The 12,828-nt window shown below is 58.4% G+C and carries 8 protein-coding genes and 1 tRNA gene; 5 read left to right on the top strand and 4 right to left on the bottom strand.

Annotation, left to right across the window (positions count from 1 at the left end):
* The first annotated feature begins 233 nt into the window (after positions 1–233).
* Positions 234–845, top strand: coding sequence for a hypothetical protein (locus NA78x_RS07265; protein ID WP_425617765.1), 612 nt, complete (start codon positions 234–236; stop codon positions 843–845).
* Positions 842–2,251: a glycosyltransferase family 4 protein gene (locus NA78x_RS07260; RefSeq protein ID WP_425617764.1), complete on the top strand. Its 1,410-nt coding sequence runs from the start codon at positions 842–844 to the stop codon at positions 2,249–2,251. Before NA78x_RS07265 ends, NA78x_RS07260 begins: the two co-directional genes overlap by 4 nt.
* On the opposite strand, the gene NA78x_RS07255 is transcribed toward NA78x_RS07260, so the two are convergent.
* A tRNA-Leu gene (locus tag NA78x_RS07255) sits at positions 2,233–2,316 on the bottom strand. The two genes, NA78x_RS07260 and NA78x_RS07255, sit on opposite strands and share 19 nt — an antisense overlap.
* 187 nt (positions 2,317–2,503) lie before the next feature.
* Here NA78x_RS07255 and NA78x_RS07250 point away from each other — a divergent pair.
* Genes NA78x_RS07250 through NA78x_RS07240 form a run of 3 tightly spaced genes read left to right on the top strand, consistent with a single transcriptional unit; the run spans position 2,504 to position 7,054 of the window.
* Positions 2,504–4,591 carry an FAD-dependent oxidoreductase gene (locus tag NA78x_RS07250; RefSeq protein ID WP_425617763.1) on the top strand — a complete coding sequence of 696 codons (2,088 nt, stop codon included), beginning with the start codon at positions 2,504–2,506 and terminating at the stop codon, positions 4,589–4,591.
* A gap of 51 nt (positions 4,592–4,642) precedes the next feature.
* On the top strand, positions 4,643–6,223 hold the full coding sequence (locus tag NA78x_RS07245) for an aldehyde dehydrogenase (NADP(+)) (protein WP_425617762.1): 1,581 nt from the start codon (positions 4,643–4,645) through the stop codon (positions 6,221–6,223).
* Between the two features lie 27 nt (positions 6,224–6,250).
* On the top strand, positions 6,251–7,054 hold the full coding sequence (locus tag NA78x_RS07240; RefSeq protein ID WP_425617761.1) for a ThuA domain-containing protein: 804 nt from the start codon (positions 6,251–6,253) through the stop codon (positions 7,052–7,054).
* A gap of 194 nt (positions 7,055–7,248) precedes the next feature.
* On the opposite strand, the gene tnpA is transcribed toward NA78x_RS07240, so the two are convergent.
* The 3 genes from tnpA to aceE form a co-directional block, all read right to left on the bottom strand.
* Positions 7,249–7,704 (bottom strand): IS200/IS605 family transposase, encoded by a 456-nt coding sequence (tnpA, locus tag NA78x_RS07235; RefSeq protein ID WP_425617760.1) that lies wholly within the window; start codon positions 7,702–7,704, stop codon positions 7,249–7,251.
* 584 nt (positions 7,705–8,288) lie between these two features.
* Positions 8,289–9,650, bottom strand: a complete 1,362-nt coding sequence (locus tag NA78x_RS07230; protein ID WP_425617759.1) for a 2-oxo acid dehydrogenase subunit E2 — start codon at positions 9,648–9,650, stop codon at positions 8,289–8,291.
* A gap of 98 nt (positions 9,651–9,748) precedes the next feature.
* On the bottom strand, positions 9,749–12,475 hold the full coding sequence (gene aceE, locus NA78x_RS07225; protein ID WP_425617758.1) for a pyruvate dehydrogenase (acetyl-transferring), homodimeric type: 2,727 nt from the start codon (positions 12,473–12,475) through the stop codon (positions 9,749–9,751).
* Positions 12,476–12,828 lie beyond the last annotated feature (353 nt).

Below are 12,828 nucleotides of genomic sequence, written 5' to 3'. Positions count from 1 at the left end.
GTGCCGAATCCTCCGGACCGATGCTGCTTCCATCAGCAACTACGGTATGGTATCGCCGCCGGTTCGCACGGCTATGGACAAAACCCCCAATTGCGGTTAAGCGCCACTGGGTTAAAAACAGCCCCGTTTCTTGTAACGAAACTGTTCGGCGCGACATCGGCGACAGGCTAGAATGCCGGTGATCACCCGCCTTCGATTTTCCTTCCTCCTGCTGCCCGGCACGCGGTTTTTTCATGCTCGGTTCGCTTCTTACACGCTGGACCATTCGCCTGGCGCTTGCTTGCCTCGCTGCCTATTTGGCAGGTCGCATGCTTGGCGCTGGCAGCTTAGCGAGCACTCAGCAGACAGCGAAACCAGCGAGAAAGTTCACTTCGAATGCCATCGCGGATTACTGGCTACGCTGGATTTGGACTGCAGGCTGCGTATCATTCATCGCCCACGTCGTGTGCGCCTTTCAGTTCACTCACCACTGGAGTCACGCCGACGCCTGGCGACACACAGCCGAGGAAACCAAACGCATGATGGGCGTCGCGTTTGGCGATGGCATCTACTTCAGCTATTTGTTTCTGGTGCTGTGGGTTGTAGACGTTATCTGCCTGTGGTCGGCGGTGCAGCGCCCCGGGTGGATCATAGCGCCGGTCTATCTATTTCTGTTCTTCATTGCCTTCAACGGGGCCATTGTGTTTGAAATGGGACCAACGCGACCCGTGGGCATTGTGGTGGTGACGGCGATGGTGCCACTCTTCGTCCTGTTTGCGTGGAAGCAACTGCGCTGTCTCTTGGTGGCGAAGGCCTTTGTCGCGAAGCCAGACAAGGCAGCCTCGCCCGCGGAGTGCGAAGCATGACGCCGCGCAAGATCGCCTATCTGACTGCCGGTGCGGCCGGCATGTTTTGCGGCAGCTGCTTGAACGACAACGCTCTGGCTCGCGAGTTGTTGGCGCTAGGGCACGACGTCCAACTGGTGCCACTCTATACGCCGATTCGGACCGACGATCGAGACGTCAGTATCGATCAGGTCTTTTTTGGCGGCATCAATGTTTATTTGCAGCAGCAGGCCTCGCTGTTCCGTTGGTTGCCCGGTTGGCTCGATCGCTGGATTGACAAACCTTGGATCATCGACCTGGCGACTCGCTTCGGCGGCAAACTCGACTATCAAAAGCTCGGGGGCTTAGCCGTTTCGATGTTACGCGGCGAACAGGGCTTCCAGAGCAAGGAAGTCCATCGCCTGGTCGATTGGCTGGCCGGAGAGGCACAGCCCGAAGTCGTCATATTCAGCAACGTGCTGACCGCTGGCTGCGTACCAGAGTTGAAACGCCGGATGAATGTGAAAGTCTTCGTGCTGCTCCAAGGCGACGATATCTTCCTGCGCGAACTGCGCCCGGCAGATCTGAAGCTGGCGCTGGCCGAGATTCGCCGCCTCAGCAATCATGTCGATGGGTTTCTGACGCACAGCAGTTACTACGCCGATGCGATGAGCCTGTTTCTGGGAATCGATCGCACCAAGATTCATCTGCTGCCGCTAGGCATCCAAGGAGAGGATCTGGTACCAGACGCTGCTGCGGAACCCTCGCCCGAGCGACCACCCACCGTCGGTTACCTCGCACGCTTGGCTCCGGAGAAAGGGTTGCACATCCTGGCCGAAGCCTGGCTGCGTCTGCGCAAGATGCCAGGAACGCAAAACGCTCAGCTGAAGATCGCTGGCTGGATGGGGGCGCAAAATCACGATTACGCCCACTCTCTGTTTCAGCAGTTCGACAAAGTGGGCCTACGCGGCGAGTACGAATACCTGGGCGAAGTCGACCGGGCCGGCAAGTTGCAACTTCTTCGTTCAATCGATGTCCTCTCGGTTCCCACGACCTACCAAGAGCCCAAAGGACTGTTCGTGCTGGAAGCTTTGGCCGCTGGCGTCCCAGTGGTTCAACCCGAGCACGGCGCGTTTCCCGAGATGTTGGCCGAATTGGGTGGCGGTCTGCTGCATCGGCCGGAAGATGCCCATCATCTGGCCCACCGGCTGCACGAAATGCTCACGAACCCGGCCCTGAGGCAGGAACTGAGCCAACGGGGACAAGCGGCGGTGCTGCTGCGGCGGACCAACCGAGTTGCTGCCGAGGCACTCATTGCAATCCTGACAAGAATTGCCCCGGCCGTAGCGTTGGACCAAGCAGATTCGGCCGATTCAGGTTCCGCAGGGCCAAAAAAAGAGCCCGTGGCAGAACCACGGGCTACTTCAAGTGCGGTCGAGAGGGTTTGAACCTCCACGCCATTGCTGGCGCCAGCCCCTCAAGCTGGTGCGTCTGCCAATTCCGCCACGACCGCAAGCAGATGCCCTAGTCTAAGTTATCCCGCCCCAACGTCAAGGGAAGTGCCGATTGTTCCGTGGCTCATCGCCCCAAATACCACGCCTGGGGCTCGCGGACTATAATCCCCGGTTCGCCAGCCGGCTTCAGGCCCCTTCCCAGTTGCCCGGTTTGTGCCGACCTCTTCCGAACTTTGGGTGATACTCATGAATCATGTAACTGCCGCTTCCCGCTGGCTGATCGCCGGTGTTTTGCTCATTTCCTGGCTCGCCCTCGCCTCGGCTGCACCCGCAACCGGTTCGTATGATATTGTCGTTTATGGCGGCACGGCTGGCGGTGTGGCCGCGGCCGTGCAGGCTCGCCGTATGGGCAAGACGGCCCTCATCATTGAGCCCAGTCAGCACTTGGGCGGTTTGACCAGCGGTGGCTTGGGTGCGACTGATATCGGCAACAAGGCTGCCATCGGGGGCATCAGCCGCGAGTTCTATCAGCACGTTCGCAAGCACTACAGCGATCCGGCTAATTGGACGCAGGAGAAGCCAGAAAACTACAAGAGTGGTCGTGGCAGCGAAGGTCTGCAAGAAGACGCCATGTGGACCTTCGAGCCCCGCGTGGCCGAGAAGATCTTGCGCAAGATGTGTGCCGATGAGAAAGTGGAAGTGGTCTACGGCCAGCGACTGAATCGGAAAGATGGCTTGCAAAAGGACGGCAAGGCGATCACTTCGATTCGGATGGAGAGCGGCGAAGTCTACGCGGGAAAAATGTTTCTCGACGCCACTTACGAGGGAGACCTGTTCGCCCTCGCTGGTTGCTCGTACCACGTGGGCCGCGAAGCGAATTCGGTCTATGGCGAAACGCTCAACGGCGTGCAAGTCAAAAATGCTCGGCATCATCAACTTGTGGACGGCGTCGACCCCTACGTGAAGAAGGGAGACAAGTCGAGCGGACTCCTGCCCGGCGTGCATGGTGATTCACCGGGCGAAGAAGGCTCGGGCGACAAGCGTGTGCAGGCTTACAACTTTCGCATGTGCCTGACCGATCGGGAAAACAATAAGATCCCCTTCAGCAAGCCCGAGGGCTACGACCCAGCCCGATACGAACTGCTGCTTCGCAACTTCGAAGCGGGCGAGACTCGCGCGCCGTGGGCTCCGGTGCTGATGCCTAATCGCAAAACCGACGTGAACAACAACCACGGCTTTGCAAGCGACAACATCAACATGAACTACGACTATCCCGAAGCGGATTACGCGAAGCGGGACGAGATTTTTAAGGAACACCTGCAGTATCAGCGCGGTCTGATGTGGACGCTGGTAAGCAATCCCCGTGTCCCGGAAAAAATCCGCAACGAAGTCAGCCGCTGGGGACTCTGTAAGGACGAATTCCCTGAGCACGCTGGCTGGCCCCATCAGATGTATGTTCGCGAAGCTCGCCGCCTAATCAGCGATTACGTGATGACCCAGAACGACTGCCAAGGCCGCCGCGTTTGCGACGATCCCGTTGGTCTCGGTGCGTACAACATGGACTCGCACAATGTGCAGCGTTACGTCGACGCCAAGGGCCAGGTGAAGAATGAAGGTGACGTGCAAGTTGGCGTTTCGCCGTATCCCATCTCGTACAAGTCGATCATTGCGGCCGAAAAGGAATGCAGCAACCTGCTCGTACCAGTCAACCTCAGCAGTTCGCACATTGCCTTCGGCAGCATTCGCATGGAGCCGGTCTTCATGGTGCTCGGCCAGTCGGCCGCAACGGCCGCATGCCTTGCCATTGATGACAAAGTGACCGTCCAAAAGGTCGATTACAAAAAGCTGAATGAACGCCTTTTGGCCGATAAGCAGGTGCTGGTGTGGACGGGTGCCAAACGCGGGGCTGCCGGTGGAGTCGATCCCAAGACCCTCAAGGGAATCGTGGTCGACGACGATGCGGCTAAGGTAACAGGCGGCTGGGGCGTGAGCAGTTCGACCAGCGGCTACATTGGCTCGCAATATCTGCACGATGGCGACGCTCAAAAAGGCCAGCTGAGCGCGCAGTTTGTGATCAACGTCGACAAGCCCGGCGATTACGACGTTCGCCTCGCCTATACCGCGTTCGCAAATCGGGCCACTAATGTGCCCGTGACGATCAAGGCCGATGACGTCGAAAAAGAAGTGAAGGTCAATCAACGCAAGCCAGCCGAAGGGGGCTTTGTCTCGCTCGGCAAGTTTCCCGCGAGCAAGTCGATTGTCGTCACCATTAACAACGCAGGCACCGACGGCCACGTCATCGCCGATGCCGTGCAAGCGATTCCTGTGAAGTAGTTCTTTCGCCCACCAAACTCGCTTCTTTTCGCTCTCCTGAAAACCAAATCCATGACACTGCAACCCGTTCTGATTGCCGGCGAGTGGCGCCCTTCCAACTCCAGCGGCTCGTTCGCCGCCGAGAATCCCGCCACGCAAGAGAAGCTGCCCGCTGAGTTCCCCATCAGCGCGTGGGCCGATTGCGATGCCGCTCTGGCTGCAGCAACAAAGGCTGCGGCAGAACTGCGTGCGTTGCCCACTGAGCGTATTGCCGAATTCCTGGAGGCGTTTGCGAATCGCACCGAAGCTCGCAAAGACGAGTTCGTAAAATTGGCCAACTTGGAGAGCGCCTTGCCGGCCTCACCACGGCTGGCCGATAACGAGTTTCCGCGCACGACCGGGCAACTGCGTCAGGCCGCGGCTGCTGCTCGCGATGGCAGCTGGGCGATGCCAACCATCGATGCGGCGAACAACATCCGCTCGGTGCTGGCTCCGATTGGTCCGGTGCTGGTTTTCGGGCCGAACAACTTCCCCTTTGCGTTTAACAGCGCCAGCGGTGGCGACTTTGCTGCGGCCATCGCAGCCGGCAACCCGGTCATTGCCAAAGCAAACACGTCTCACCCCGGCACGACTCAGCTGTTTGCCGAGGAAGCGCTGGCCGCACTCAAGGAAACGAACCTGCCACTGGCCACCGTGCAATTGATCTATCGCACCAGCCATGCGGACGGCGAGAAACTTGTTGCCGACCATCGCGTGGGAGCCATTGGCTATACCGGTAGCCGTCATGCTGGCCTGAAACTGAAAGCCGCTGCTGATGCAACCGGCAAGCCGTTCTATGCCGAACTTTCGAGTGTGAATCCCGTTGTCATTCTTCCTGGCGCACTCGCGGAAAAGGGAGAAGAGCTGGCAGCGACGTTTGCGACTAGCTGCCTGATGGGGGTGGGACAGTTTTGTACCAACCCCGGCCTGATCGTGCTGCTTGATGGCTCGCTGGCGGAGACTTTCATCACCACGGTCACCGAGAAGTTTCAAGCGGCCCCTGTGGGTACGCTCCTTTCATCCGGCGTGGCGACCTCACTCACGAAGGCAATCGCGGCGTTGCAGCAAGCGGGTGCCAAGTTGCTGGTCGGCGGTACGGCGGGCGGGGGTAAAGGGCACAGCTTTGCGAATACGCTGCTGCGAGTTAGCGGTCAGGAGTTCGTCAAGAACGCCGCTGCCCTGCAAACGGAAGCTTTCGGCAACGCATCGCTCTTGGTCGTTGTCGAAGATGTGGCCGAAGCGGCTAAGGTGCTCGAACAACTCGAAGGAAATCTCACTGGCTGCATCTATTCGAACACGACGGGCAAGGACGACGACGCCTACGCCACGCTCGCTCCAATCTTGCGGCAAAAAGTCGGCCGCCTGCTCGACGACAAAATGCCCACTGGCGTGGCCGTCAGCCCGGCGATGAATCACGGCGGGCCGTTCCCCGCGACCGGTCACCCGGGCTTCACCGCAGTCGGCATTCCAGCTTCGCTTCGTCGCTTTGCCATGCTGCAATGCTACGACGGTGTACGCGAGCCACGCTTGCCCGCTTCGCTGCAGAATAAGAACCCGAGCGGTAAACTCTGGCGGCAAATCAGCAACCAGTGGACTCAAGCCGACGTGCAATAGTCTCTCCCCTCTCTCTGCGAGTCACCGATGTTCCTGCGTACCTGCTTCGTTGGTCTCGTGTTGTTCGCTTCGCTAGTCCAGGCCGAAGAGAAGAAGCAGCGACTGCTGCTCCTCTCACAAAAGCCCGACGGTCACCCGCCAACCACGCATGAGTACGAAGCTGGCCAAAAGGTGCTCGCCCAGTTGCTGCGCGACGTGCCGCAACTAGAGATTACTCAGGTGCGGGCAGATGGCGATTGGTCCGAGGGGCCGGCAGTGCTCGACAAAGCCGATCATTGCGTGCTGTTTGTCAGCGAGGGTGCCAAGTGGATTAGCAGCGATCCGGCTCGCCGCGATGCCTTTCGTCGCTTGGCGGAGCGCAAGGGCGGCTTGGCCGTATTTCACTGGGGCATGGGAACGAAGAAGGCCGAAGACGTCGACACTTTCGTGCGACTCTTCGGCGCTTGCCACGGCGGACCGGATCGCAAGTACAAGTTCGCCGAGATCACCTGCAAGGTTGCCACCGAGCATCCGGCGACGGCCGGTCTAACCAAGCCTTTCACTGTTAACGAAGAGTTCTACTACGCGCTCAAACGCGATCCCGAGAATAAAGACCTGATTCCACTCATCACCGCACGCATCGATGACAAGGACGAAATGGTCTCCTGGGCGTGGCCTCGCCCGGACGGTGGTCGTTCCTTCGGCTTCTCCGGCTTGCACTACCACAAGAATTGGCAGCGGCCCGAATATCAAACGATCCTCTCGCAAGCCGTCCTTTGGACCACCGGCATCCCCCAGCCCAAAGACTTTCCCGCGAAGCTGGAAGCCGCTGATTTGGAACTGGCGAAGTAGTTCCGCTTGGAGATATTTGATCGCGCAGTTCGGGCGAGCCCTGCAAAGTGAAGTTTGCCGGGCCGTTTCCAACGGCCCTGAAAGGGCCCAACTCCACAGCCCAGGGTAAGCGGCGTAGCCGCGCAACCCTGGGTATTGAATGCTGTGGAGTCCAAGCACCCTGAAAGGGTGCGACAAACGTGCAATCGCGAGCTTCAATCCCACACATATCGCTCATCGATGTCCACGCCATACTTCTTACATATCCTCCGGAACTCATCCTGAAACGATTCATGAGCGTGATGATTCTCTTGATCTGCGATGTATTCTCGCAGTTTGTCAACGTGACTCGGGCTGACCGAGAATGCGGCGTAGCCTCCCTGCCAGTGAAACTCTTGCTGGTACGAAACCTGAGCTTTGATCCAAGACGATGAATCGCTTTTCAGCTCGCGGACCAAATCCTTCGGCGCGATGTTCTTCGACATCCTACAAAGGACGTGTACATGGTCCTCGACACCGCCCACGATGATCGAAGGCGACTCTTGATTCCGACAAATGCCGGAAAGGTAGGCATGTACGCGCTCGCGAAAGGCCTTGTCTTTGAGATAGGCTGCTCGATTCTTCGTGGAAAAGATGATGTGCAAATAGATCTGCGCTTTGGATTGCGACATGGCGTGATCTCTTGTTGCACCCTTTCAGGGTGCCTGTCTTTCGCGTTAATCCGTACCCAGGGTTGCGCGGCTGCGCCGCTTACCCTGGGCTGTGGAGTTGCGGCCCTACAGGCCGAAGACAATTGGCGCTCCCTCTACTCGACCCCGATACCTGCAAGGCCGCATTATGTGCCCAACGCGATAGAGGTTGCAGCTAATGTCCAAATGCCACGACGAGAATCGTCTGCAGGCAGCAGTCGATTGGTCTCACGAAGCATGTTGGCTGACCAGCGCATCTCATATTGCCACTCGTAAACCAAGTCTCCAGCTGCGCGAATATCGGCCTCGTGATTATTCCAGATGTACTTCGCAACTTCTAGAATAGAGGCACTTCCTCCGTACGAAACTAGTGCCTCCTCGACCCAATCAATCATAATTGTGCGGCCTTGCGACATTATGGATCTCCACAGGCGGTGGCGATGGATGAGACACTGCACATTGTATGCTGCACCTCAAAATCCTCAACTCACGAAAAAACCCGGCCGAGTTAGCAGCCGGGTTTTAAGTGTTATCATCGATTGAGACCGGCAACTGCCGGGAAGAAATTACGGCGCCAGCAGCAAGCGGCTGGGGCTCTTGAGATAGTCGATCACATCGTTGAGGAAGCGGGCGGCGGTGGCGCCGTCGACGAGGCGGTGATCGTACGAGAGGCTGAGTGGCATCATCAGGCGGATCTTTACTTCGTCGTTGATGACGACCGGCATCTTGCGCGAGCGACCAAGCAACAGGATCGCTACTTCAGGTACGTTGATGATTGGCGTGCTGTAGGTTCCACCGATCGCGCCCAGGTTGCTGATGGTGAAGGTGCTTCCCTTCAGATCGGCGGGGTTGATCTTGCCGTCACGCATGTTGTCGCCGATAGTGCCGATCGCCCGGGCGATATCGGGAATCGACATCTGGTCGGGACCACGCAGGCTGGGCACGACGAGGCCGCGCTCGGTATCGACGGCGATACCGACGTTGACGTAGTCCTTGTAGATGATCTGCTCGTTTTCCATATCGAGCGAGGCGTTTACGGCTGGGTGTGCCTTGAGGCTCATGGCCACGGCCTTCATCACGAACGGCAGTGCGGTCAGCTTGATGCCTTTGCGAGCGTAGTCTTCCTTGCTGCTGACGCGGATCTTTTCGAGTTCGGTGATGTCGGCATCGTCGAAGTTGGTGACGCGCGGGCAGGTCGTCCACGACAGGTGCATCTGCGCGGCGATGACCTTGCGGATCTTGGTCATCTTTTCGGTATGGATCGGGCCGTAAGCATCGCGGGCGGACGAGTCGGGGCTGGCTTTGCCTCCGATCATCGCACCTTGACTTTGTGAACGTACAACAGCAAGGACGTCCTCGCGCGAGATTCGGCCCCCTTCGCCGGTACCGGTGACACGGGCGAGATCGACTCCCACTTCTCGAGCAAACCGACGCACAGCGGGGCCTGCAGCGACGTCGCCGGTCTCAGCCGCCGCTTCTTCAGCTGGAGCGAGAGTAGCAACGGGGGCGGCAACTTGTGGTGCTGCGGCGGGCGCTGGTTTTACAGGGGCTGGGGCTGGTTTGACCGGGGCCGGCGCTGGCTTGGCGGCTGCTGGGGCAGCGGGTGCTGCAGGCTGAGCCGGAGCGGCTGCCTTGGGTGGGGCAGCTGCAGGAGCCGCCGGCTTGGCAGCAGCGGGTGCAGAACCGGCAGCGGCGCCTTCGAGCGTGAGCAAGATCGCGCCGTTCTTGACGGTCTGGCCTTTGGTCACGTGGACCTTGACCACCTTGCCGGCAAAATCGCTCGGCACTTGCATGGTGGCTTTGCCGGTTTCGATTTCGAGAATGCCCTGGTCCTTGGCAATCGTATCGCCAACGCTAACCAGCACGTCGACAACGTCACCCGATTCCACACCTTCGCCCAGGTTCGGCAGTTTTACTTCAATGGCCATGATTCGTTTGTTTCTAAGTGCGTTGATTTCGAGTCGATGGACGGTTCGGCCTCTCACCCAAAGTGCTTGGGCGAGAAAGCTTCGTAGGGATTGTTCGACTATGCAAAGTACGGATCGATCTTTTCGGGATTGATGTCCAAGTCTTTGACAGCTTGCGCGGCCACGCTCTTGTCGATGTCGCCGCGGAGCCCCAGTTTGTACAGAGTCGCCAGCGTGATGCACTGGGCATCGACCTCAAAGTGACGTCGCAAAGCTTCGCGGGTTTCGCTGCGACCCATGCCGTCGGTGCCGAGAGCATAGTAGTCGCCGGGAATCCACTGGGCAATTTGCTCTTGCAACGCGCGGACATAGTCCGAAGCAGCGACGAACAAACTTCCCTTTTCACCCTTGAGCGATTCCTCGACGTAGCTTGTGCGGCGAGGTTCGCCAGGGTGCAACATGTTCCAGCGTTCGCAGGCGTGAGCATCGCGCCGCAATTGTGTATAGCTGGTCACGCTCCAGACGTTGCTGCTGATTTGGTACTTCTCGGCGAGCAGTTCTTGCGCGGCGAGCACGTGACGCAGAATCGCTCCGCTGCCGAAGAGATTGACCTTCAGCTTGCCGCCGGCGTCCTTCGTCTTGAACTTGTACATGCCGCGGATGATGCCGTCTTCGCAACCCTCGGGCATCGGCGCGTGAACGTAGTTCTCGTTGCCAGCCATCAGGTAATAGATGGCCGTTTCGCCGTCCTGGTACATTCGCCGCATACCATCGAGCACGATGGCCGCGATTTCGTAGTTGTACGCCGGATCGAAGGCTCGCACGTTCGGAAACGCAATCGCGTTGAGCAAGCTGTGCCCGTCTTGATGCTGCAAACCTTCACCGTTGAGCGTCGTGCGACCGGCGGTACCGCCGATAAGGAAGCCCTTGGCACGCATGTCTTGCGCTGCCCAGATCGAGTCGCCCACGCGCTGAAAGCCAAACATCGAGTAGTAGATATAAAACGGAATCATGTTCACGCCATGCGAGGCGTAAGCAGTGCCGGCCGCACAGAAACTGGAGATCGAACCGGCTTCGGTGATCCCTTCTTCGAGGATCTGACCGTTCGTCGCCTCTTTGTACTTGGCGAGAATGCCCGAATCGACGGGTTCGTACAACTGACCGACGTGCGAGTAAATGCCAATCTCGTTGAACATGCCTTCCATGCCAAACGTGCGCGATTCATCGGGCACGATCGGTACGACGTACTTGCCGATTTGCTTGTCGCGGCACAGCTTGCGGAGCAAGGTGACAAAGGCCATCGTGGTCGATGCTTCTTTATCGCCAGTGCCGACCTTGAACTCGTTGAAGGCCGGGTCGGAGAAGAGAGGCGTTTCAATCAGCGGCGCGACCTTAGGCCGGCTGGGCATCGAGCCGCCAAGCGCTTCGCGCCGTTCACGCAAGTACTTCATTTCGGCCGAATCTTGCGGCGGCTTGTAGAACGGCGTCTTTGCCACTTCGGCATCGGAAATCGGAATGCCGAAGCGAGTGCGGAATTCGAGCAACTCCGCTTCGTTCATCTTTTTGTTGTTGTGGGCCACATTGCGGCCTTCGCCCGCTTCACCGAGCCCATAGCCCTTGATGGTCTTGGCCAGGATCACTGTCGGCTTGCCGTTCGACTCGGTCGCTGCCTTGTAGGCGGCGTAGACCTTCTCGGGATCGTGGCCGCCGCGGCGCAGCTTGGCAAGTTTCTCGTCGGAGTAGTTCTCGACCAGCTTGAGCAGTTCGGGATACTTGCCAAAAAAGTGCTCGCGAATGTAGGAGCCGGGCATGACGACATATTTCTGGTACTGTCCGTCAACGACTTCGGCCATGCGCTTGGCGAGCAGACCGGTCTCGTCCTTCTCAAGCAGTACGTCCCAATCGTCGCCCCAGACGACCTTAATGACGTTCCAGCCGGCACCACGGAAGAGGGCTTCCAGCTCTTGAATGATCTTGCCGTTACCACGGACCGGACCATCGAGCCGCTGCAGATTGCAGTTGATGACAAAGATCAGGTTCTCGAGTTTTTCACGACCGGCCAAAGTGATGGCACCCAGCGATTCAGGTTCATCGCATTCGCCGTCTCCGAGGAACGCCCAAACCTTGCGCCCGTTCATCGGACGAATGCCGCGATCTTGCAGGTAGTAGTTGAAGCGAGCCTGGTAGATGGCCATGATCGGGCCGAGGCCCATCGAGACCGTGGGGAATTCCCAGAACTCGGGCATCAGCCAGGGATGTGGATAGGAAGAGAGTCCGGGCGTTTCGCGCAGTTCGCGACGGAAGTGATCGAGGTTTTCTTCGCTCAAGCGACCTTCGAGGTAAGCTCGCGAGTACATACCGGGCGAGGCATGCCCTTGGAAATAGATCTGGTCGCCGCTGTAGCCATCGGCACCGCGACCGCGAAAGAAGTGATTGAACGCCACTTCGTATAAGGTGGCGGCGGAAGCGAACGTGCTGATGTGTCCGCCGAGCGTGCTGTCGCTGATCTTGTTGGCCCGCACGACCATCGCCATGGCATTCCAGCGAATGATGCTCTTGATCCGGCGTTCGAGTTCGCGATTGCCGGGGTAGCGAGGCTGAGCCTTCGGGGGAATTGTATTGATGTAGGGCGTATTGAGGTCGATGGGCAACTCGACCCCCTGCTCGCGGGCCCGCTCTTCCAGAGCATTCAACAGATACTTAATCCGCTCGGGGCCCTTGCTTTGCAGCACGTAGTTCAGCGAATCGAGCCATTCTTGCGTTTCGGCCGGATCAACATCCTGGACTTGGTTATAAGTGCTGGCAACAGCTGCCTCGTCGACAGGAATGTCTTGTACGTCCGACATGGAGCGTCCCTCTTCGTTTTCCAATGTGCTTCGCAACTAGCACGAAGCCGACCCATGAAGTTGGTTACTTGTTCATCAGCATCCCTGCCCTAACTCATTCCTGGCAGACGATTTGAGAGGCACTGCTGGCATTCAATCTCGGCGAATCCACTAGCGATCCGGCAACTAGCCCGAACGCTGGCGCGTCGACAATCGGCTGACCTCTACTTGTCGGCAAGTCAGCCCGAATAATCCAGCCCGAGAATCCGCCCAATCCTTAAAAACTACCGCTCAACGTACTATTGTTTGCCGAAAAGGCGTCGGGGTAAAGGTCTGTTGATGCTAACCCTGCGGTTTAGGCGATTGGTTTTTCA

The organism is Anatilimnocola aquadivae, from assembly GCF_049819085.1.
Taxonomy (GTDB): domain Bacteria; phylum Planctomycetota; class Planctomycetia; order Pirellulales; family Pirellulaceae; genus Anatilimnocola.
Note: the sequence above shows the minus strand (reverse complement) of the source record. Positions and strands in the feature narration are given on the sequence as shown.